This window comes from Shewanella sp. P1-14-1, assembly GCF_001401775.1.
Lineage (GTDB): Bacteria > Pseudomonadota > Gammaproteobacteria > Enterobacterales > Shewanellaceae > Shewanella > Shewanella japonica.
Genome location: NZ_LKTL01000033.1, coordinates 20,877 through 44,542, shown reverse-complemented (window position 1 = coordinate 44,542; position 23,666 = coordinate 20,877). Strand labels below are relative to the sequence as shown.

Below are 23,666 nucleotides of genomic sequence, written 5' to 3'. Positions count from 1 at the left end.
CTTAATAGTCAGGGCTTTTTTCGTACATAGTTAGTCAAAATTTAGTACAGCGAAAGACAGTGTGGACGATATGCCCATGTGAAAGTAGGTCATTGCCAAGCGCCTAATTTCTCTTTTAAGAGAGCAGATAGCCCGTTACTCAAGTCTCGGGCTTTTTTGTGTCTGTAATTTAAGATAAACATGTTCAGAGACGAAGCTAAAACAAATTTAGACACATCAACTGCGGACAATGTGGACGATATGCTCACGTGCAACAGGAAATCCACATGATTATTTAATAACAAAAGATTGTCGAAACTGACCTACAGGTATAAAGCGGTTGGTCTTATAAGGCTTATAAATTGATTAGAATTGGTTTGGTTTTCCATAAAAATTCATCGGTGAAGGCATTAGCGATAAATAGACCTTCATTTTATAGATGAGTTAGAGTTGTTTACACAATCGGGATTAACCTTATTGGTTTTTTGAGTTTGAGGTTTGTTATTTAGCTCATTGATGATTGCTTTGATAAGACTAATACCATTTAGTGATTGATGTTTATCGCTAGTCAGTTATCTTGATAGGCAATTGATAATGGAATGTTTAACAACACATTACTAAATGCTTCTAGGGACACAAATGAAATTAGAAATGATATGTACTGGTGAAGAGGTGTTATCTGGCCAGATTATTGATACTAATGCAGCGTGGGTAGCCAACACGCTAATGGAGTTAGGTATTGAAACACATCATCGGATTACTGTGGGCGATCGTTTAGAAGATCTTAGGGATGCCTTTATTGAAAGAAGTCACCATGCCGATGTGATTATCGTTAATGGTGGGCTAGGCCCAACAAGTGACGATATGTCTGCTGAAGCGATGGCGCTAGCTAAGGGCGAGTCGTTGATTGAGAACGAGGAGTGGCGAGATCGACTGATTAGCTGGTTTAGTAAAAATAACCGTCAGATGGCTAAGAGTAATTTAAAACAAGCTTTATTACCTGAATCGGCTGTTATGGTTGATAACCCAGTAGGTACAGCGTGTGGTTTTCGTGTAAAGCTTAATAAAGCTTGGTTGTTTTTTACGCCTGGTGTGCCGTTTGAACTAAAGCACATGATTAAAGAGCAGTTTATTCCTTTCATTAAATCTGAGTTCGGAATTAGTGAAAATACTGCATTGAAGAAGTTACTGACCATTGGTCATGGGGAGTCTTCTTTAGCTGATAATTTAGCAGAATTAACATTACCAGCAGGGATTACCCTAGGCTACCGTTCGTCAATGCCACATATAGAAATTAAGATATTTGCTCGCGGTGACAAGGCAATTAATCAATTGGCTGAAGTGACGAAAGCAATTAAGTCAATTTTAGGGATTGCGATTGTAGCTGAAGATCGTCCAACACTTGCTGCTGAGATACATCATCGACTTTTCCAATCTGGTTTTAGCTTAAGCTTGGCAGAGTCGTGCACTGGGGGAATGTTAACAAGTCAGCTAATCGATTTTCCTGGTAGCTCGTCGTATCTACATCATGGTTTAGTGACTTATAGTAACGAATCTAAGGTAAAAGTATTAGGGGTGAATCCACAGATCCTCGATGATCATGGCGCGGTTTCTATTGCTACTGTTGAAGCTATGGCCAGAGGCGCACGTGAAATATTAGATAGTGATTTTGCACTTTCAACAAGTGGTATTGCAGGTCCAGATGGTGGTACTGAAGATAAGCCTGTAGGTACCGTAGCGATTGCATTAGCGACTAAACATGTTGTGTATAGTCAAATGGTTAAAATCCCTAACCGATCAAGACAGTTAGTACGAAGTCTTAGTGCCGCTATAGCCTATGATATGCTACGTAGAGCATTGCTAGGTGAAGCTGTAATCGTTGATTATCCTTCGATAACCAGATTTGCTAAGTAATTAAAATAGTCAAGTGAGCTAGTTTTACTGAGACTGGCTTACTTTGTTAGCATTTAAATTACTAAAACTCTACTGTTGTCACTACGTCATATAAATCTATTTGATGTTGATTCATACCGTTTTTGTCTAAATGTTTAGGTACTTTTAGTAAGCTAATTTTGTTACTAACTTGTACCACTTCCAGATGAATAGGTTCATCTGGTGGCATCAATGTCGATAAAACAGAGTTGGCCAAGGTGATATTTTTGAGCTTAATATGCTGAAAGATATCTCCTTTAGCAACACCATGTAATTTTCCAATATTGATGGTGATATAGGCATCATCTCGATTAATGACAATGGCTTTAGTCGCCTCGCATTTTAGAGTTTGATTAATCTCTTGTGAGACTTTGAACAAGGTATTGACGATTGTTTTCCCATATTCACTGCGCCAAAATAAGCTGTTCGCCAAATCTACGCGACTGTATGAGTCAAAGCTCCAACCACCTTCACCGTGATATTCTTCTTCAAGTAATATACTGTTACTGATCCTGTCATACATAAATACTTTTATCGTGAAGTTACGCTTGGGGTAAACAGTATCGACAAGTAAGTTGGATTTTTTTTCGTTGTATAAACTGATATCTCGAATATAACCAAATACTAAATATTGGCTTTGATATTGGCTATTTAAGGCTTCAGAGATACCTTGTATGGTTTCTAAATTAATTGTATCCATCGTTGTAATTGGCTTATATACCATTTGTGGGATCATTTCTTCGACGAATACGTTTGGTTGATGGGTTAATTCATTTTTAAACCTCGAACCAATATGAAAGGGGAGATTTGAAATATCGCCAGCTGAGGCCTGTGAAGGTGTGAGTAATGGAAATTGAGCAACAATGAGCTGTTTGAGGTAACGATCTTCAATGCAGTTAGATTTTGACTCTAAACTGACTTTTAGATTGATGGTGAGCTTACCTCCTTCTATAGATTCATTAAGAATGACAATTTCACTAATGTGGTGTTGTGACAGAACGTTGCTTTGACTGCTCGTTAAAATGCCATCCCTAACGGTATTTTCAATGCTGATGAAACTACTTGCTTGTAATGACGCATTCTCAATTGCTTTTTCAACAACGAATTTGCGCACATCATTATAATCATCGTTACCTATGGGATACGATGCTTGTCCAACGTACCACTGTGCCATACTGACAGAAGGGAATACTGCCAGTAAACATAGCCATAAAAACCGTTTCATCGACTATCCGAATACGTTAAGTAGCTTGCTAATCAAAGAAGGATCTTGGTTATCTTGTTGCTCACCTTTACCGCTAACTTCAATAACAGTGTTTCCAACCATACTGGAGTTAATTGAATGATCTGACGCAATATCAGTCACCCTAATTTCACCTGAAAAACGCACATATTCATCGCCTTTATTCAATTTTATCCACTTTTCTCCGGCAACGATTAAGTTTCCATTGGCAAGTTTCTCCCTTACTGCAACGGTAATCGTTCCAGTGAGTGAGTTATTGTGGTTACTTGCAGATGAACTATCAAAGCTTTTATCTTGCGAATAATCCGCGCTGAGGTTGTCTTCATTGATATTGATATTACCAGCAGTGATATTGGGTGACAGATCAAACTCATTAGAGCTATCACGCTTGTAGCTGATGGATTTTTTGGACGTTAGCTCTTCATTGAGCCTTATCAAAATCATGTCGCCAATTTCGTAACGATTGTTGTTTTGATAAATATTGTAGACATTATCAGGATTAAAAATTGAACCTGTTATCTGCTGAGCTTGTTGAATGTTGTTGTTCCTAACAGGGCGGTAATTTGGATCGCCTTTCATCACTTCATCAGAAGGTTCAACAACATTTACAGTCGTGTTTTCTTTGTTAGGGATTTTTATTTCAGCTACTTCAGTTGTCGTGCAGCCTGAAATAGTGAATAAAAATAAAACAATAAGCAGGAGAACTTTCATTTTTAAAAATCTAAATTTATTTAGTAGTTATTTAAATTGTATCTTTAATATCCTATATAGATCTATGGCCTGCACAGTTTCTTCACTCTCTTTACGAAATTTTACCTAATTACGTATTATTTGTTTTTAATAATTGTTATATATTGTATTGGTAAAGTTTTTAGCTTGTTTTTATTATTACTTTATTTGGAACTTGTTGTTGTTTTAATTGGTGGTGTCAATTTTTATAGGGCGATATATTTATTCCATTTACGTATCAAAGGGTGAAAAATAAATGCTGTTAATTTTAAATGGCATTATCTTTGTTTTAAAAAATGCTTAATTATATTTGCAAGGATATTTTTATTTGTACTTTACAATAAGCCATGGGACTATAATAAGCTCAACAGATAAATATATTATTTACTCTCAACTCATTCGGATTATAACATATGACTGAAAGTCAATCTGCTCTTACTGTTAATGAGGCTATCGACAAGCTAGGCAATAAAGTCGATACGAGCATTTTTCAGCTCAATGGTAATAGTGAGCAGAATCAGTTTAGTCGTATTTTAAATGAGGCGAACCAAATTAGTGATACCTCTGCTGCAGCAACTTCGCTAACAAAGGCTTCTGAAACGTTTTCACTAGACACCCTTCAGCAACAGATGCTTGCTAGTACAGGTTTAGATAATGAGACGATACTTTCGTTGAGTATGTCTGATGACATGGTAAGCGAAATGCAACAGGGTTTATTATCATCACTGCAAACAAGTATTGTTGAAAGCGCTCTAACACAAGCTATCAGTGCAAATTCGGTTAATATTGAAGATGGAGTAGCAATTAATACTTCCACTGATAATATTGTTGGTGCTCAATCATCAGAAAATGAAAGCCTTGTGGATGATGTGTATTACTATTCATTTGGTGAGGATGGTTTTGATAGTAAAGATGTAATAGATTCTATTAATATTCTACATCACACACCAATTTTATCTTATATATACCAAGAAACAACGGGCGATAAAATAAGCCCAGCTTCAACCTTGGCAGGTAGTTTATTATATTCAGATTATGTTGGCGTAGGTTCGACAGCAATAAAATTAGCAATGGAATATTTTACTGAAAGTAATCCTGAAATGAATATTACTGATGTTGGCGATTTACTTTCTAATAATAATGACGAATTGACTGAAAGTGAGGTTGGTCATTCCCTTTAGCGTTATTTATAGGCTGTTAAAAAATCAAATCCATTTTAAATCTTACCCAATGAGTATTGAATGAAATTATTAATTGTTTTGTTGTGCTGGATATTAGCAGGCTGTGAGGTTTTGCAAAGTAATTATGAACCTTATCAGCCCACAGAATTTCCAGTTTTAAACGCTGTTGGTTATGCCCCAATTGATCAACAACCAGCAGAGTTAAAGTCAGAACAAATTTTAATGGCGATGGAAGCTTCAAAAATTTTGGCTTATCGAGAGTTAGCTGAACAAGTCTATGGGTTACAGTTGAATTCCAACACGTCAGTGCAAGGAGCAAGCCTTAATAGTATTGCGACTAAAATCAAAGTCTCTGGAGTAATAAAAGGTGCGAAAGTCATTAAGACCTATCCTGTGGATGGATTTTACGTTACTGAATTAGAGTTAGATTTTAAGTTAGTGCGTGATTTATATATGCAGTCTGAAAACCCAGTGCATAGTAACACCTTGATTGTAGAGCCCGTTAAGAACTTTTAATGGCAATCGGTAACGCTAATAAAAAAGCGCCTTGCGGCGCTTTTTTGTTTAAAATTTTATGACTATCTTGCCTCTTTCAACTTCAATTGCTTTAGTCATCGATGCCATCAATGCTTGATTACTATCCTTGGTGTCCAGCACATAAACAGGTTGGGACTCTAAAAAGGTTCTTAGAAACATCATCAATTGTGGCGTAATGGGTTTTAGCATTTGCTCAATATCTGCGGGTTCGGATTTCACACTGACCAAGTCAAGCTTCTTTAAAAAGATACTTTTGGTCTCTACATCGTACCAAGGCTCAGCCTCAAATGTGGTTTCCATATCAGCAGCAATTGATTTAAAGGGGTTTTTAACCGCCATTTTGGTAATTGCAGTTACGGAAATAGTGTTAGGCTTACGACCTAACTCAACTTCCATATCGTTGAGCTTTAACTGCAATCCAAAAACTTGATTCCCTTGTGAAACCTCATAATGCATTTCATTATTGAGGTAATCTTCAACTTCAGATTCAGAGATGCTGTACTGACTAGCACAGCCAGTCAGAAGCAGCATTAAGCAAGATAAACATATTTTAAATAATGGCATTATCCTGTGTTTCTCATCCCTGCGGCAACACCCGCAATTGTCAGCATTAGCGCAAGCTCAACTTGTTTCGATGCTTGCTCCTCATTACGTGTACGACTCAGAAGTTCCGCTTGTAGAAAGTTCAGTGGGTCAATATACGGATTACGTAGCTTGACTGACTCTCTGTTCCACGGAGTGTGGGACATTAGCTCTTCTGATTCAGTAAGCGACAATACCGCTTCTGTGCCTAATTGTAGACTTTCACGCAGCTTTTTACCTAAATGATGCAAGTTTTCTGGCACTAAGGTGCTTTCATAGTATCGAGCAAGATTAGGTTCGGCTTTCATGTATACCATTTCAAGCATAGAGATACGGGTTTCAAAGAATGGCCATTCTTGTTCCATTTCCTTCAGCAGTGCTGACTCCCCACGTTCATTGGCAGCTTTAAGTGCCTCTCCTGAGCCAAGCCAAGCTGGTAGCATTAAACGGTTTTGTGACCATGCAAAAATCCACGGAATGGCACGGAGACTTTCGATGCCACCATCGACACGTCTTTTAGCTGGACGGCTGCCCAGTGGAAGTTTGCCTAACTCCACCTCTGGAGTTGCTGCTCTAAAGTACGCGACGAAGTCTGGTTCTTCACGCACGATACCACGATACGCTTTTACTGAATCATCAGCGATACGTTGCATGCAATCTCGCCAAGCTTGTTTAGGCTCTGGAGGTGGCAATAAAGTCGCTTCCATAACTGCAGAGGTATATAGAGCTAAACTCTGAACCGCTACTTTTGGAAGGCCAAACTTAAATCGAATCATCTCACCTTGTTCAGTGACTCGAATCCGACCATCTACTGAGCCTGGTGGCTGCGATAAAATAGCCTTATGAGCTGGCCCGCCGCCACGGCCAATTGAGCCACCACGACCGTGGAAAAGCATTAATTTGACGTCTGCATTCTTACAAACGGCAACGAGTTGCTCTTGGGCGTGATATTGCGCCCATGCGGCAGCCATTACGCCAGCATCTTTAGCAGAATCTGAATAGCCAATCATGACTTCCTGCATACCTTTTGTATATCCACGGTACCAGTCGATATTGAGCAGTTGTGTCATACAGTCAGCAGCGGTATTTAAATCACTCAAAGTCTCAAATAGTGGCACAACACGCATTGGGTGTTGGCAGCCAGTTTCTTTGAGTAATAGTAACACTGCAAGTACATCCGATGGCTTACTGGCCATTGAGATAACGTAAGAACCTAGTGCAGTAGCAGGTTGAGAGGCGACTAATTTACAGGTATTGATGACTTCTTCCACGTCGGCTGACGGTTGCCAATCAGCAGGGATAAGCGGCCGACGACTGGTAAGCTCTCTTAATAGGAAAGCTTGTTTTTCGCTTTCATCCCAATGATCATAATCGCCCATACCGAGGTAACGAGTTAATTCGGCAATCACATCGCTATGTCGTTCAGCATCTTGGCGAATGTCGAGACGTAGCATATGAATGCCAAAGCATGCTAAACGACGTAAGATATCGAGCAGCAGTCCATTAGCAATTAAGCGCATGCCAGATTCTGATAAGCTTCGGTATAATAATTCAAGAGGTTGTTTTAAATCATCTAATTGCCATACAACATCGTCATAGTTCAGGTCAATTTGCTGACCTTCTAGGCGGGCATTTAGGTAATCAATTGTATTGCGTAGTTTATGACGAAGTTGTCTTAGTATGTCTCTATAGGGTTCTTTACTGTCTGGCAGCTGCGCTTTAAGTTCAGCATTAGCTTCTTCCATGGATAATTCATTCACCAAAGAAACGATATCTTTTAAATATAATCTGGCTGCTGCATGGCGATTACGGAGTAATACTTCCTCGGTGACTTTTGAAGTCACAAATGGGTTACCGTCTCGATCCCCGCCCATCCAACTAGAAAATCTAACAGGACAAATATCAGCGGGAATTTGTTGACCCGTTTTTGACTCAACATGGTCATTGAGTTGTCTTAAAAAGTCTGGAACGGCTTGCCATAATGAGGCTTCAATGGTGCTTAGTCCCCAACGTGCTTCATCTACGGGAGTTGGGCGTTCATTTCTGATCTCGTTGGTGTGCCAAATCTGTGCAATAAGTTGACGTAATCTAAGGTGTGTTTGGCCTTTTTCTCGATCAGTGAGTTGCTGGTTTTCTTGCTCTGTTAAACAGTCGACAACAGCAGAGTATTTTTGAATGAGAGTACGACGAGATATTTCTGTTGGATGAGCAGTAAGGACTAAATCAATATCGAGGGTTTTTAAGCAGTCGATGACTTCTTGTTCATTGGCATTACTGTTTAGCATTCGTCCCAGTAACTGCTCGACAGGATCTGGTACACAGACAAGTTCATCACAGTTGCGACTTATGGTATGAAATTGCTCTGCAATATTGGCCAAGTTTAAAAATTGATTAAACGCTTTAGCAAATGGCACCAGTTCATTGTCAGGTAATGAATTGAGCAGAGCTAGCATTTGTTGTCTTGATTCGGCATCGCCTTGGCGAGACTCTTTGGCCAGAATACGAATTTGCTCTACTTTTTCAAGAAATGCATCACCAAGGTGATCGCGCATCGTATCACCTAAAATTTGCCCTAAGCTACTCACATTAGAACGTAAAGAAGCGTACATGTCGGCGGTTTGCTCTGCCATAATTACTCCATAAGTTTAACTTAATTAGTCGCTACCATTAATGGGCTACAGCTAGCACAATAGCTAGCTGTGAGGGGGTTGGTCAATGGGTTATTTTAATAATTAATCATGCACCATGATTATTGGCTACTGATAGTGAAACTTATTACAACTATTTAATACAAGCCTGATAAATAAGCTTTTTCATTAACTCAACAGTGGGGGTTAAATATTCTAATCCTATGTATTCATCTGGCTGATGAGCTTGATTGATACTACCAGGGCCCATTACTAAGGTTTGGCAGCCCAATTGTTTTATATAAGGGGCTTCAGTTGCGTAATTAACAACCTCAGGCTCGGTATTAGCGATATCTGCAACCATTTTTGTCCAATAATCATCAAGTTTACCTGCAAATGACTCTGATCCTGGGTAAAGCGTGGATATCTCAATACTGCCTGGGTATTGTTTGTTGATGTCTGCAAGATAATTAATCACCATCAACTCTAAATCAGCAAGCTCAATGCCAGGTAACGGGCGAATATCAAGATGTAAATCACAACAGCCACAAATACGGTTTGCTGCATCGCCGCCATGAACATGGCCAAAGTTCATTGTGGGGTATGGAACACTAAATGCATCTTCACGGTAGTTTTCACTTAAATGCTGCTTGAGTTTCATCAGTTGACCGATGACTTGATGCATAATTTCAATCGCGTTTAAGCCACGAGCGGGGTCAGAAGAATGACCACTTCTACCAATCACTCTGATACCTTGTGCTAAATGGCCTTTATGCATATATACCGGTTTTAAGCTGGTGGGTTCACCGATGATTGCATAGTCAGGGGCGATACTTTTTGAATCTGCAAACGCTTTAGCACCATTCATTGTGGTTTCTTCATCAGCGCTAGCAAAAATATGTAATGGACGTTTTATTTCATCAAGCGGTAACGATTTCAGCGCTTCCATAACTAAAGCAAAGAAGCCCTTCATATCGCAGGTACCTAACCCATACCAACGGTTATCTTTTTCTGTTAACTCAAAAGGGCTCTGACTCCAACGTCCTTCATCAAAAGGAACGGTGTCAGTGTGTCCAGCCAATAACAGGCCGCCACTGCCTGAGCCAATAGTTGCGATTAAGTTCTGTTTGCCTCGGCTGTCAGCCACGGTATGAACAGTGCAGTTAAAACCCATATCTGAAAACCAAGATTGAAGTAACTCAATAACTGCATGATTACTCATATCTTGCTCAGCTTCTAATGCACTGATCGAAGGGAGTGCAATTAGCTGTTTAAATGCATTTTTTAAATCTGGTAATGAATTCATAGCAACCTTTATAGTGCTTGCAATAAATATGTATTCATTATTATTGCATAATTAATTTATTGTGTTAGTCTAGCAAACAGCTAAGGCATTCACCATAACTTGATTAGATTAAAGATTATAAATATGTATTTAATTGCGATTCAATTCACTGTAACAGATCCCAAGGTAAACTATCTTCGACGATAGTTTTAATCTCGAGCACCCTGCTCATATACCGAATTATTTCTCTAGTTTACTGACCTAAAGACGACAATATAATGAAAAACATCGCAATAATTGGCGCTAGTGGCTATACCGGTGCACAAATCACCGCTTTAATTGATAATGATACATCGCTTTCTATTCAAGGCCTTTATGTATCAGAAAACAGTCTTGATAAAGGAAAGGCGCTTGCTGAGCTATATCCTGCATACCAGCAAATTAAGTTATCGTTATCCCCGCTAACGGCAGAAGCTAAGCAATCAATTGTAGAGGAAGCTGATGGCGTCGTGCTCGCGACTGATCATGCAGTAAGTTTAGAATTAGCTGCTTATTTTTATAAGCAAGGTTTAGCAGTTTTTGATTTAAGTGGTGCTTACCGTTTTGCTGATATCGAGCAGTACCCTAAATGGTATGGGTTTGAGCATACCCAGCAAGATGTTCTTGCTGAAGCCGTTTATGGCTTAGCAGAGTGGAATCATCAACAAATCGCTGGCAGTAAAATGATTGCTGTTCCGGGCTGTTATCCAACAGCGTCATTAACTGCACTGAAACCTTTAACGCCATACCTAACTGATGCTTACCCTGTCATTAATGCTGTTAGTGGCGTTACTGGAGCGGGCAGAAAAGCCCAGCTTCATACTAGCTTTTGTGAAGTCAGCTTAACGCCGTATGGCGTATTAGGTCATCGTCACCAGCCTGAAATTGCCACTCATTTAGGGCAAGAAGTTATCTTTACTCCACACCTAGGTAACTTTAAACGGGGCATTTTAGCCACGATTACGGTTCAGTTAGCGAAAGGCACTACAGAAGCTGATATTGCTAAAGCTTATCAAGTTTACAATGACAGTCCGTTAGTTAGCGTTTTACAAAACCAATTCCCTAAGGTGGACGATGTTGTGAATACACCTAACTGCATTGTCGGTTGGAAGTATGATTCTCAAAGCAATTACTTGGTGGTTGCGAGTGCGATTGATAACTTAATGAAAGGTGCTGCAAGCCAAGGCCTGCAGTGCATTAAAATTCACTTTGGCCTATAACGGGGAATCATCATGTCACAGAGTAACCCAGTTATTGTACTAAAAGTTGGCGGTGCATTATTACAATCAGAATCAGGAATGGCTGAACTCATGGGCGTTGTTGCAAACATGATGTCTGACGGCCAGAAAGTTATTTTTGTTCACGGCGGTGGATGTTTAGTCGATGAGCAATTAACTGCCAATGGTAAAGAAACCATTAAACTGGATGGTTTAAGAGTGACTCCCAGTGACCAAATTCCGATTGTCGTAGGTGCATTGGCGGGAACGTCAAACAAGTTATTACAGGCCGCTGCAATTAAGGCGGGTATTGTGGCCGTTGGTATGAGTTTAGCCGATGGTAATACCGTTGATGCAGTAGTTAAAAATGAAAATTTAGGCCTAGTGGGTGAGGTGACACCGAAAGATGCGAGTTACTTAACTTATTTATTATCACAAGGCTGGCTGCCAATTTGTAGTTCAATTGCTGTGTCAGCACAAGGTGACATGCTTAACGTTAATGCAGATCAAGCAGCAACGGCCTTAGCAAAGTTAGTGGCAGGTCAGTTAGTGCTTCTATCTGATGTACCGGGTGTATTAGATGGTAATGGCGAGTTAATTGATCAATTAAATCAACAACAAATTTCAGATTTAGTTCAGCAAGGCGTGATAGAAAAAGGAATGAAAGTCAAAGTCGAAGCGGCATTAGAAGTTGCTCAGTGGATGGGGAAGCCGGTGCAAGTTGCATCTTGGAAACAGCCTCAACAATTAATTGCCTTATCAAACGGACAATCCGTTGGCACCCAAATTCAGCCATAGGAGTAACACACTAATGGAACATTTATTATCTATAAAAGATTTATCGCAAACAGAGTTACTTGATTTATTAGCGCTTGCTAAGAAGATTAAAGCAAATCCAGCTGATTATAACCAAGCCTTGGCAGGTAAAAGCGTGGTGATGTTGTTTGAGAAACCTTCTTTACGTACCAGAGTGAGTTTTGATATCGGCATTAATAAATTAGGTGGCCATTCAGTTTATTTAGATCAGCAAAATGGGGCCTTAGGTAAACGTGAGCCGGTTTCTGATTTTGCTACTAATATTTCTTGTTGGGCTGATGCGATTGTTGCCAGAACATTTTCTCATACGACTATCGCAGGGTTAGCTAAGCATGCTTCAGTGCCAGTGATTAATGCATTATGTAACTTATACCACCCATGCCAAGGCTTAGCTGATTTTCTGACATTATCTGAAAAGTTTGATGATATCAGTAACGTGAAATTAGCTTACTTAGGTGATGGTAATAATGTGACTCATTCATTGATGTATGGCGCTGCAATTTTAGGTGCCACTATGACTGTGGTTTGCCCGCCGGGTCATTTCCCTGATGGACAAGTGGTGTGTGAAGCACAAGCGTTAGCCGCAAAGCATGGCGGTAAGCTTATTTTAACCTCAGATATTAATGAAATGGGCCCGCAAGATGCGGTTTACACCGACACTTGGATCTCTATGGGAGATAACACTTCAATGGAAGAGATTGAAGCCAAATTTAAACCTTACCAAGTCAATACAGCATTAATGACCCAAGTTGGTGCTAATTACTTCATGCATTGTTTACCTGCATATAGAGAAGTGGAAGCGACCGCAGAAATCGTTGACGGTGAAGGTTCACTTATTTTGCAACAAGCAGAAAACAGAATGCATGCACAAAATGCAGTACTGGTAACGCTATTAGGTTAAAAAAATACTTCGTCGATTGGCTTTAATACAGTAAGTGAATCGGCTTTACCCAGTTTATGTTAGGAAATATTAAAGATGTCTATTGAACAGCAACCAAGTATTAAAAAAGTCGTATTAGCGTATTCAGGTGGATTGGACACATCGGCCATTATCCCTTGGTTAAAAGAAACCTATGATAATTGTGAAATTGTTGCCTTTTGTGCCGACGTTGGTCAAGGCGATGCAGAGCTTGAAGGCCTACATGAAAAAGCCATCGCGTCAGGCGCTTCTGAATGTTACATCGTTGATTTAAAAGAAGAGCTGGTGGCCGACTATATCTACCCTACTATTGCAACAGGGGCGATTTATGAAGGAACTTACCTATTAGGCACGTCAATGGCACGTCCTATTATTGCTAAGGCACAAGTTGAAGTTGCACGTAAAGTGGGCGCTGACGCGGTATGTCATGGCTGTACTGGTAAAGGCAATGACCAAGTTCGTTTTGAAGGTTGTTTTGCTGCGCTGGCACCAGACTTAAAAGTGATAGCGCCGTGGCGTGAATGGTCAATGGTAAGTCGTGAAGATTTGCTTGATTACTTAGCTGAAAGAAATATTGAGACAACAGCTTCTGCAACTAAAATTTATAGCCGTGATGCTAATGCTTGGCACATTTCACATGAAGGTGGTGAGTTAGAAGATCCTTGGAACGAGCCAAGTAAAGAAGTATGGACTATGACTGTTGCGCCAGAAGATGCGCCTAATACGCCAGAATACGTTGCACTAAATATTGAGAATGGTCGTGTGACTCACGTTGACGGTGTTGCGTTATCGCCATACGCAGCATTAATGCAATTAAACGAGGTTGCGGCGGCACACGGTGTGGGTCGTATTGATATAACCGAAAACCGTTTAGTGGGCATGAAATCTCGTGGTTGTTATGAAACGCCAGGTGGAACAGTGATGTTTGCTGGTCTTCGTGCGATAGAAGAGTTGGTATTAGATAAAACTAGTCGTGAATGGAGAGAGCAAGTTGGCGCTCAAATGGCTCACCTTGTGTATGACGGCCGTTGGTTTACCCCTTTATGTAATTCACTTTTAGCTGCATCTGAATCTTTAGCGGAATTAGTGAATGGTGAAGTGGTCGTTAAGTTATACAAAGGTCAAGCGAGTGTCGTGAAAAAGCGTTCTCCAAACAGCCTATATTCTGAAGAATTTGCCACATTTGGTGATGATGATGTTTATGATCAAAAAGATGCAGAAGGCTTTATCCGTCTTTATTCTTTATCAAGTCGCATCAGAGCACTTAATAGTAAGTAGACCTGTTAATTAATATGAAAAATAAACGGGGCAGCAAGCCCCGTTTTTGTAAACAGATAAGAATTGAAAGAGGGTATCGACATGGCGTTATGGGGCGGAAGATTCAGTCAAGAAAGCAGTGCATTATTCAAATTATTTAATGATTCATTACCAGTAGATTATCGCTTAATTGAAGAAGACATTGTGGGCTCAATTGCATGGGCTAGCGCTATTACTTCTGTCGGTATTTTAACGCAACAAGAATGTGAACAGCTGCATGGCGCGTTAAATGAATTGTTGGCTGAAGTCGCCGATAAACCTGAGGCTATCATTGCGTCAGGAGCAGAAGATATTCATAGCTTTGTTGAGCAGTCATTAATTGCCAAAGTCGGTGATTTAGGTAAGAAGTTACACACTGGTCGTTCACGTAACGATCAAGTCGCAACAGATCTCAAGTTATGGTGTAAAAAAGAGGGTGAGCAATCACTTACATTACTGCGCAAGTTAAAGAACGCCCTCATTGATTTGGCTGAGCGTGAAATTGATGCTGTGATGCCTGGTTATACTCATTTACAAAGAGCACAACCCGTGTTGTTTGGTCATTGGTGTTTGGCTTATGTTGAAATGTTTGAGCGTGATATTAGTCGCCTTGAAGATGCATTGAAACGTGCAGATACTTGTCCGTTGGGTTGTGGTGCATTAGCGGGAACCGCTTATCCAATGGATAGGCATGCAATTGCAGAGTCTTTAGGTTTTTCAGCTCCAACGTTAAACAGTCTAGATACTGTATCTGATCGTGATCATGTGATTGAACTTTGTAGTGATGCATCGATTAGTATGATGCATTTAAGCCGTATGGCGGAAGATTTGATTTTCTTCAATAGTGGTGAAGCTGGGTTTATTGACTTAGATGATGAAGTGACTTCGGGTTCATCATTAATGCCACAAAAGAAGAACCCAGATGCATTGGAACTGATCCGTGGTAAAACTGGCCGCGTTTATGGCAGCTTGATGGGCATTTTAACCACAATGAAAGCACTACCTTTGGCGTACAACAAAGATATGCAGGAAGACAAAGAAGGCTTATTTGATGTGATGGATAGCTGGTCAATTTGTCTTGAAATGGCCGCATTAGTTCTTAGCGGTTTACAAGTTAACCGTGAAAGAACACTCGCAGCTGCCCAGCAAGGTTATGCTAATTCTACAGAGCTAGCTGATTATCTAGTGGCTAAAGGTATGCCATTTAGAGAAGCCCATCATGTCGTCGGTGAAGTTGTCGTCGCCGCGATTGCTAAACAAACACCATTAGAAGATTTGGTTATCTCAGAGTTACAGCAATTTAGCCCAATTATCAGTGATGATGTTTATGAGTGTTTGACTATTGAGTCATGTTTAGAAAAGCGTGAAGCGTTAGGTGGCACATCATTAGCGCAAGTTAAACAAGCATTAGCTGCAAAGCAAGGTAAGTAGCCACTTACTTTATTGTTTGAGCCTTGACTGTAATAACAAAAAGCCCTGAGTTAAGTTAAGTTAACTCAGGGCTTTTTAGCATTCACATTTTATAGATGCATTTTAGGGTTTATTGAAATAAATCATCTGTTGGATTTTCAATAAATATATCGTCATCAATGGTTTCTTCTGTCGCATATTCAGTCGGTTCAGTTCCTTCGACAAAGTACTCAAAAGAAGTTGTGTGATCAGTTTTACGCGTTAATAAACCCGTAGCTAAATCAATACGCGCAGAGATAATGCCTTTAGGCGGAATGGTGGTCTTTTCTTCTGTGCCTTTGAGCGCTTGATTCATAAAATCATTCCAACCAGGCCCAGCTGTCTTGGCGCCTGCTTCTGCCCCTGATATCTGATTTTCAGGTCCATCAGCTACCCAGCTTGTACGACCTAAACGGCGGCTGTGATCATCAAAGCCGACCCAGAATGTTGACGTTAATGTTGGATTGAACCCACTAAACCAGGTATCACGAGATTCATTGGTTGTTCCTGTTTTACCAGCAATATCATGACGCTTGATTAGGCGAGAAGCTCGCCATGCCGTCCCGTTCCAACCAGTGCCTTTACTCCAATTACCGCCACCCCAAATAACACTTTTTAATGCCTCAGAGATAAGGAAAGCGGTTTGCTCAGTGATAATTCTTGGTGCATAACGACTATTCTCATCGCCACATTGACTAATAGCACTTGATTGAGCAGTCGTGTCATTTGCTTGGTTAACTTCAGCTTGTTGTGAGCTAGCAAATTCAGCTGCCATTGCTGCAAATGGGTCATTTGCGTCTGAATTAGACGTTAATTCTGTATCACTTAGATTGTCATCAGTTCCATTATTATCATTTTCTGATGGCGTACACGCTAAAAGAGGGTTGGCTTCTTCAATTACATTGTCATAAGAGTCGGTGACTTGCTTGATAAAGTAAGGCTCCACTAAGTAACCACCGTTGGTGAACACATTAAACGCAGTAACAACTTGCAAAGGTGTTACAGAAGGAGAGCCGAGTGCCACTGATTCATTTCGAGGTAGATCATTTGGATCAAACCCGAACTCCACAAGTTTATCGATAGTGTTATCTAACCCAATGTGCCTCATCGCGCGAACTGACATGACGTTCACAGATTGCGCTAAGCCCATACGAAGACGCGTCGGTCCTCCGTAGATATCTGGAGAGTTTTTAGGTCTCCAAGCGGTGCCTTGTCGAGTATCTGGCTTATTAATTGGCGCGTTATTAATTAGTGTTGCCAATGTATAGTCTTTTTCAAGCGCTGCTGAATATATAAATGGTTTGATATTTGACCCCAGCTGGCGCTTTGCCTGGGTCACACGGTTGTATTGGCTTTGGGTAAAGCTAAAACCACCAACGAGCGTACGAATTGCGCCATCACTTGGCTCAAGTGATACTGTGGCACTTGATACTTGCGGAATTTGAGAAAGTTGCCAATATTCGCCGTTGTTTCTTATCCACACTTTCTGGCCAACAGCTAAAATATCTTCAGCTTTCTTGGGCGGTGTGCCTTGACGGCGATCGGTGATAAATTTACGAGCCCATTTTAGCCCGTTCCATTCTAAGGTGATTTCTTCCCCTCTAGCATTCATCACCGTAGCTTGTTGCTCTTCAATGGCAAGTACAGCTGCTGGCATAATACCTTGTACCGAAGAAGTGCTTTTTAAGTTAGTGATAATATCGCTGGTGGACATGGGGGCATCTGTCCATAATTCGGCAATTGGCCCGCGGTAACCATGACGTTGGTCGTAAGCAAAAACATTATCGCGTAAGGCGCTTTGTGCCTTTAACTGTAAGTCAGATGAAATCGTGGTGTAGACGTTATAGCCATTAGTATAGGCTTCTTCTTCGCCGTATTTATTGACCATGTATTCACGCGCCATTTCAGAAATATATGGTGCATATAGATCAATTTCTGCTCCATGATATCTTGCAGTAATCGGGGCGTTAATGGCTTCTTGGTATTGTGCTTCTGTGATATTGCGTTTTTCTAGCATCCGGCTTAATACCCAGTTACGGCGGGTTTTGGCACGTTCTGGGTTTCTTATCGGATTTGCGGCGGATGGAGCTTGCGGCAAACCAGCAATCATTGCCATTTCAGGCAGGCTCAGTTGTTCTAAATCTTTACCATAATAAACTTGTGCAGCAGCACCTACGCCATAGGCACGATTCCCCAAGAAAGAACGGTTTAGATAAAGAGTTAAAATTTCTTCTTTTGAAAGCGCTTTTTCGATTTTGAGTGCTAAAAAGATTTCTTTTGTTTTACGAATATAGGTTTTTTCACGTGAAAGGAAAAAGCCGCGAGCGACTTGTTGAGTGATGGTACTTGCACCTTGGCTTTTTTTACCAGTGGTAACCAAAATAATAGCAGCACGCACAATACCGATAGGATCAATGCCTTTATGTTCAAAGAAACGAGCATCCTCTGTATCTAAAACTGCATTAATTAATTGTTCGGGTACATCTTGGTATTCAATGGGTACTCGTCTTTTTTCACCAAATTGAGAAATCAATAAACCGTCATCGCTGTATATTCGCAATGGGGTTTGTAATTTTACCGTTTTTAAGGAATTTACATCCGGTAAATCTGGCAAAACATAATAATAGGCTGCGACAATAGTGCCGATTCCTAATAAAGTTAAGCTAAATGTAGCAATAAGTATTCGTTTAAACCACTTCACCGAAATATTCCAAAAATCAAAAATATGCTCGCTAGTATATAAGGGGGAAGGTTTTTGGTGAAGTAAAAACATGAAAACAGAAAAAAACAAGTTGTAAAATTTAGAAACATTTAATACAAATACTTATAACGAGTTGATTTTGTGCTAATCTATTTTAAAATATAAAAAAATAAATGCGATGATGGAATATGCTTTCTAAATTTTGGAAGCGTCAAGCTCCGCAAATGGTCGGGATCGATATTGGTTCTCATGAGATTAAGGCCATTTTGCTAAGTAAGACCGCTGATGGATATAAAATTCAAAACTATATATCTGCACCTCTACGTAAAGGTGCGGTTGTCGATCACGAAATCCGCGATTCAGAAGCTGTTATTGAATCTTTAAGACATATTAAGCGAGGACTGCCTAAGAGTATTAAGTCTGCAGCTGTCGCGGTTTCTGGCTCTGCTGTCATGACAAAAGTCATTTACATGGACGCTTCATTAAATGAAGAAGAAATGGAAGCACAAATTGAGATTGAAGCAGATAACCTTATCCCTTATTCACTAGATGAAGTGAGTATCGATTTTGAAACTCTTCAGGCAAACACAACTGACCCGACAAAAGTTGATGTGCTGTTAAGTGCTTGTCGCACAGATAATATTGATACTCGTATGGATTCTTTAGATGCGATTGAGCTCGATACCAAAGTGGTGGATGTTGAAGCTTATGCACTAGGGCGGTCATCAGAATTAATCCTTGCACAATTACCCGAAGGTGCAAATGAGAAATCTGTAGTATTGGTTGATATCGGTGCCAATATGACGACATTTGCCGTAGTTGAGCATGGAGAAACAACCTTTATTCGTGAGCAAGCGTTTGGTGGCGAGTTATTTACTCAATCTATTTTATCGTTTTATGGCATGCCATATGACGAAGCTGAGAACGCCAAAATAACAGGCGAGTTACCGCGTAATTATATGTTTGAGGTGTTATCACCGTTTCAAACACAATTATTACAGCAGATTAAACGTACACTTCAAATTTATTGTACTGCCAGTGGTAAAGATAAAGTTGATTATATTGTGCTCTGTGGTGGTACCGCAAAACTTGAAGGCATGACTGCATTATTAACTAATGAATTGGGTGTACATTCTATTGTCGCAGACCCGTTCCAAGGTTGTTTGCATGCTGAGGACGATATTAAAAACCAGCTTAAGCCAAGTATTAGTAAATATATGGTGGCATGTGGTTTAGCGCTTAGGAGTTACGCTCAATGGCGAACATAAATTTACTTCCTTGGCGTGAAGAGGCCAGAGAAAAACAAAAACGAGATTATATTGGCATATTAGCATTGGTTTTTTTAGTGACCTGTTTAGCTGTATTTTTAACACTCAGCTTTATTGAGGTTGTTACTGATGATCAACGCCAACGAAATGCTTATCTTCAAAATGAAATATCACTATTAGATGCACAAATTGCCGAAATAAGAAAAATCACAGCTCGAAAGAAAGATATTGAAAGACGTACTAAGATTATATTAAACCTTCAGCAATCTCGAAACTTGCCGACACATGTTTTAGATGAATTAGTGCGAATTGTTCCGCCAGGAATATACCTTTCAAGTATTGAGAAAAAAGGTAGCTTACTCTGGATTGAAGGCCGCAGTGAATCGAATAATAACGTGGCTAATATGATGCGTAAGGTGAAAACATCACAATACTTAAATGATCCAAGTATGCAGTCCATTATTAGCCAAAATGAGAACTTACGACAACTTCAAAAGTTTAGATTAAAAGTGACGATTTCTGATGTTGAGTCAGTTGAAGCAACTGAAGGAGGTCAATAATGAATTTAGACTTAGATCAGTTTAATGATATTGATTTTGAAAATATCGGTAGTTGGCCTGCTTTAGTTAAGGTTGTTTTCGCAGTATTTCTTTCAATCTGTGTTATGGGGGCAAGTTATTATTTATTTGTCTCCGATGCAATTGACGTTTTAAATAATGAAGAAAGAAAAGAAATAACTTTACGAGAAGATTTTCAATCTAAATATCGTTTAGCCGCAAACTTAAAGCTATATCGTGAACAGCTGGTTGTTATGGAAGCGCAATTTGCTGAGTTACTTAAAATGTTGCCTTCTGAAAATGAAATGCCGGGCTTATTAGACGACACTACATTTGTAGCAACTGACGCAGGTTTAAGAATAAATAGCTTAGATTGGGATACTGAGATTGAGCGTGACTTCTATTTAGAATTCCCAATTAAAATTGCTGTAGTGGGTGATTATCATCAACTCGGTAATATGGTCAGTGGTGTAGCAAAATTACCTCGTATTGTTAGCTTACATGATTTTGTTATTACACGAGATGATAGCGGTAGTTTGTCGATGGACATTTTAGCAAAAACCTATCGATTTAAAGAAGGTGCACAGCTGCCTGCTGAGAATAAGGGGAATAAGTAATGAGATTCCTCCCTGTATTAATGATGGTGTTAATGTTAACTGGCTGTATTGGTGATCGCAGTGATTTAGAGTTGTTTGTAACGACAACTAAAGCGCAGCACATTGCTCGTATTCCTCCGTTAAAAGAAACTCCTAAGTTTGAACATTTTGCTTATCAAGCAGAATTAATGCGCAGTCCTTTTGTACCACCTTCACGCGAGCTTACAGAAGAAGTGGTTGATACAAGTAGAAATTGTCTACAGCCTGACTTAAAGCGTCGTAAAGGTCGTTTAGAAACATATGCTTTAGACAATTTAAGAATGCGCGGTACATTAACAGAAGATGACACTATTTGGGCTTTGGTCGAGTCTTCTGATGCCAATGTATATCGTTTAGGGGTCGGTGAGTATCTCGGTCTTTACCATGGGAAAATAGGTAAAGTGACACCGCAATATATTGAAATAATAGAATTAATTCCAGATGGTTCTGGTTGCTGGGCTGAAAGAGCAAGCAACTTAGAACTATCTGGTAACTAATGTGCGAAGGATGAGGGAATAATGAAATCTTCTGCCGCGATGCAAACATCGACAAAAAAAGTCTCACTAATTAAAACGGTATTGGGTGTTGTTTTAATGTTGGGCGCACTTCCAAGTGCTTTCGCCGCCAATAAGTTAATGGATGTTAAATACCATTCTGTTGTCGATCATCAATTAGAACTCGAACTGGTATTCGAATCCGCGCTAGATAAGCCTGAAGTTGATTTGTCAGGTTCTCCTGCGCAAATAATTTTAAGTTTTGAAGACAGTATTTCAAACCTTGAAAAAGAGAACATTACGATTGATCGTGTAGGTGTTGAAGGGCTTAAAACCACACAGGTTGATGGCGCTTTAAATATTGTTGTCGATCTTGCAGAGGTTAAGCCTTATCAAGGTAAAGTTGTGGGTAATACCTATCGCTTAACTGTGAATGACACAATGTCTGGGCCTGATAATGCCAGTAACCCGTTTGTTAATGGTATTGATACTATTGACTTTAGACGCAATAAAACTGGTGGTGGTGATTTACTGATTCATTTGAATAACCGCTCTGTTGCGGCAAATGTGGCTCAGGTTGGCTCAAAATTAGAAGTTAAGCTTTATAACACAGCAATTAATAATGAGCTGTTATATGTTATGGATGTGCAGGACTTTAATACACCTGTGACAAGTTTTGAAACTTTTAAGGATGATTTAACTTCACGCATTATGGTCGATGTTGATGGCAACTACGATTATAACTATAAGCAAGAAGGTAACGTTTTTAAGGTTAGTATTAATAAAGTTGAGCGTGTTGCCGTTGCTGCTGAAGAAAAGAAATACAATGGACGCTCACTTTCATTGAACTTCCAGAATATTTCAGTCAGAACTGTGCTGCAAATTATTGCCGATTACAATGATTTCAACCTTGTAACGAGTGATACTGTTGAAGGCAATATCACGTTACGTTTAGATGATGTACCTTGGGATCAAGCACTTGATCTTATTTTGCAAACTAAAGGGCTTGATAAGCGTATTGAAGGTAATATCTTAATGGTGGCGCCTAGTGAAGAGTTGGCTACACGTGAAAGGCAAGATTTAGAGAATCAAAAAGAAGTGAAGGAGTTAGCTCCGCTATATTCTGAGTACATTCAAATTAATTATGCTAAAGCTGCAGATATTGCTGAGTTAATGAAAAGTGCAGATTCTAGTTTGTTATCAACTCGGGGTAGTGTTGCTGTTGATGAACGGACGAATACATTGCTTGTAAAAGATACTGCAGAGTCGTTAGAAACAATTCATCGCTTAGTTGAAATACTCGATATTCCAATTAAACAAGTGTTGATTGAAGCGCGAATGGTGACAGTCAAGGACAACGTATCTGAAGATTTAGGTATTCGCTGGGGCATAACAGATCAACAAGGCGATAAAGGAACCTCTGGTTCGCTTGAAGGCGCAAATGATATCGTTGCTGGTGTTGTACCTGCATTAAGTGATCGCTTAAATGTTAATTTGCCTTCTTCGGCAACTAACGCTGCTAGTATTGCATTTAGTGTCGCTAAAATGGCCGATGGTACCGTACTTGATTTAGAGTTAAGTGCACTTGAGCAAGAGAATAAAGGTGAGATTATTGCCAGCCCGCGCATTACCACCTCTAATCAAAAGTCTGCTTATATTGAGCAAGGTGTAGAAATTCCTTATGTTGAGTCTGCATCAAGTGGTGCAACAACTGTTTCATTTAAGAAAGCGGTTCTTTCTTTAAAGGTTACACCGCAAATTACGCCGGATGATCGTGTGATTCTTGATTTAGAAATAACTCAAGATACCCGTGGTGAAACAGTTCAAACTGGTACAGGTGAAGCAGTGTCTATTGATACTCAGCGTATCGGCACTCAAGTACTTGTGGATAATGGTGAAACCATTGTGTTAGGTGGTATTTATCAGCAAAACTTAATTAGCCGTGTGAGTAAGGTGCCGGTTTTAGGTGATATTCCGTTAGTTGGCTTCTTGTTCAGAAACACATCTGATAGTAATGAGCGTCAAGAGTTACTGATTTTCGTTACACCTAAGATTGTGACTGAGCAGTTGTAAAAAATTGCGAATCAAAAATACCAGCGTTCTCGCTGGTATTTTTTTGCCTGTTCTTTAGGTTAACTTCAATTAAGTTATTAATTTCATGCTATAAAAATAAAGCTTCT

General features: G+C 39.8%; 19 protein-coding genes. 13 read left to right on the top strand and 6 right to left on the bottom strand.

The genetic code is table 11. From position 1 onward, the window contains the following. The first annotated feature begins 618 nt into the window (after nt 1-618). Nucleotides 619-1,893, top strand: coding sequence for a CinA family nicotinamide mononucleotide deamidase-related protein (locus tag AN944_RS19110; protein WP_055026246.1), 1,275 nt, complete (start codon nt 619-621; stop codon nt 1,891-1,893). 61 nt (nt 1,894-1,954) lie between these two features. On the opposite strand, the gene AN944_RS19105 is transcribed toward AN944_RS19110, so the two are convergent. Both AN944_RS19105 and AN944_RS19100 read right to left on the bottom strand, forming a co-directional pair. After that, complete coding sequence (locus tag AN944_RS19105; protein ID WP_055026245.1) at nt 1,955-3,136, bottom strand: flagella assembly protein FlgT middle domain-containing protein; 1,182 nt, start codon at nt 3,134-3,136, stop codon at nt 1,955-1,957. 3 nt (nt 3,137-3,139) lie between these two features. Then, complete coding sequence (locus tag AN944_RS19100; protein ID WP_082420064.1) at nt 3,140-3,865, bottom strand: flagellar basal body L-ring protein FlgH; 726 nt, start codon at nt 3,863-3,865, stop codon at nt 3,140-3,142. Between the two features lie 431 nt (nt 3,866-4,296). On the opposite strand from AN944_RS19100, the gene AN944_RS19095 reads away from it, so the two are divergent. Both AN944_RS19095 and AN944_RS19090 read left to right on the top strand, forming a co-directional pair. Beyond that, complete coding sequence (locus AN944_RS19095; protein WP_055026244.1) at nt 4,297-5,064, top strand: hypothetical protein; 768 nt, start codon at nt 4,297-4,299, stop codon at nt 5,062-5,064. 60 nt (nt 5,065-5,124) lie between these two features. Then, a complete protein-coding gene (locus AN944_RS19090) occupies nt 5,125-5,580 on the top strand; it encodes an LPP20 family lipoprotein (RefSeq protein ID WP_055026243.1) in 456 nt (151 codons plus the stop codon). A 48-nt stretch (nt 5,581-5,628) separates the two neighbouring features. Here the strand turns inward: AN944_RS19090 and AN944_RS19085 are convergent, their stop codons facing one another. The 3 genes from AN944_RS19085 to argE form a co-directional block, all read right to left on the bottom strand. Further along, complete coding sequence (locus tag AN944_RS19085; RefSeq protein WP_055026242.1) at nt 5,629-6,165, bottom strand: DUF1439 domain-containing protein; 537 nt, start codon at nt 6,163-6,165, stop codon at nt 5,629-5,631. Further along, entirely contained in the window at nt 6,165-8,813 is a 2,649-nt protein-coding gene (ppc, locus tag AN944_RS19080; protein WP_055026241.1) for a phosphoenolpyruvate carboxylase, read from the bottom strand. The genes AN944_RS19085 and ppc overlap by 1 nt, the downstream gene beginning before the upstream one ends. Before the next feature lie 151 nt (nt 8,814-8,964). After that, nucleotides 8,965-10,116, bottom strand: a complete 1,152-nt coding sequence (gene argE, locus AN944_RS19075) for an acetylornithine deacetylase (RefSeq protein WP_055026240.1) — start codon at nt 10,114-10,116, stop codon at nt 8,965-8,967. A 257-nt stretch (nt 10,117-10,373) separates the two neighbouring features. Between argE and argC the strand changes: the two genes are divergently transcribed. The 5 genes from argC to argH all read left to right on the top strand — a co-directional run bounded on the left by argC (nt 10,374) and on the right by argH (nt 15,813). Continuing rightward, on the top strand, nt 10,374-11,354 hold the full coding sequence (gene argC / locus AN944_RS19070; RefSeq protein ID WP_055026239.1) for an N-acetyl-gamma-glutamyl-phosphate reductase: 981 nt from the start codon (nt 10,374-10,376) through the stop codon (nt 11,352-11,354). A gap of 12 nt (nt 11,355-11,366) precedes the next feature. Further along, complete coding sequence (gene argB, locus AN944_RS19065) at nt 11,367-12,149, top strand: acetylglutamate kinase (RefSeq protein WP_055026238.1); 783 nt, start codon at nt 11,367-11,369, stop codon at nt 12,147-12,149. A 13-nt stretch (nt 12,150-12,162) separates the two neighbouring features. Continuing rightward, nucleotides 12,163-13,068 (top strand): ornithine carbamoyltransferase, encoded by a 906-nt coding sequence (locus tag AN944_RS19060; RefSeq protein WP_055026237.1) that lies wholly within the window; start codon nt 12,163-12,165, stop codon nt 13,066-13,068. 75 nt (nt 13,069-13,143) lie between these two features. Further along, nucleotides 13,144-14,364: an argininosuccinate synthase gene (locus tag AN944_RS19055; protein ID WP_055026236.1), complete on the top strand. Its 1,221-nt coding sequence runs from the start codon at nt 13,144-13,146 to the stop codon at nt 14,362-14,364. A gap of 81 nt (nt 14,365-14,445) precedes the next feature. After that, nucleotides 14,446-15,813, top strand: a complete 1,368-nt coding sequence (gene argH / locus AN944_RS19050) for an argininosuccinate lyase (RefSeq protein ID WP_055026235.1) — start codon at nt 14,446-14,448, stop codon at nt 15,811-15,813. Nucleotides 15,814-15,922: 109 nt separating this feature from the next. Here the strand turns inward: argH and AN944_RS19045 are convergent, their stop codons facing one another. Beyond that, the gene (locus AN944_RS19045) at nt 15,923-18,532 is read right to left on the bottom strand and encodes a penicillin-binding protein 1A (RefSeq protein WP_055026234.1); all 2,610 of its coding nucleotides are present in this window, start codon (nt 18,530-18,532) and stop codon (nt 15,923-15,925) included. A gap of 188 nt (nt 18,533-18,720) precedes the next feature. Here AN944_RS19045 and AN944_RS19040 point away from each other — a divergent pair, with 188 nt between their 5' ends. Genes AN944_RS19040 through AN944_RS19020 form a run of 5 tightly spaced genes read left to right on the top strand, consistent with a single transcriptional unit; the run spans nt 18,721 to nt 23,559 of the window. Continuing rightward, nucleotides 18,721-19,800 carry a pilus assembly protein PilM gene (locus AN944_RS19040; protein ID WP_055026233.1) on the top strand — a complete coding sequence of 360 codons (1,080 nt, stop codon included), beginning with the start codon at nt 18,721-18,723 and terminating at the stop codon, nt 19,798-19,800. Then, complete coding sequence (locus AN944_RS19035) at nt 19,788-20,360, top strand: PilN domain-containing protein (RefSeq protein ID WP_055026232.1); 573 nt, start codon at nt 19,788-19,790, stop codon at nt 20,358-20,360. The genes AN944_RS19040 and AN944_RS19035 overlap by 13 nt, the downstream gene beginning before the upstream one ends. Then, complete coding sequence (locus AN944_RS19030) at nt 20,360-20,974, top strand: type 4a pilus biogenesis protein PilO (protein ID WP_055026231.1); 615 nt, start codon at nt 20,360-20,362, stop codon at nt 20,972-20,974. The genes AN944_RS19035 and AN944_RS19030 overlap by 1 nt, the downstream gene beginning before the upstream one ends. Next, a complete protein-coding gene (locus AN944_RS19025; RefSeq protein ID WP_055026230.1) occupies nt 20,974-21,489 on the top strand; it encodes a pilus assembly protein PilP in 516 nt (171 codons plus the stop codon). Before AN944_RS19030 ends, AN944_RS19025 begins: the two co-directional genes overlap by 1 nt. 21 nt (nt 21,490-21,510) lie before the next feature. Further along, on the top strand, nt 21,511-23,559 hold the full coding sequence (locus AN944_RS19020; protein WP_055026229.1) for a type IV pilus secretin PilQ: 2,049 nt from the start codon (nt 21,511-21,513) through the stop codon (nt 23,557-23,559). The last annotated feature ends 107 nt before the right edge of the window (nt 23,560-23,666 follow it).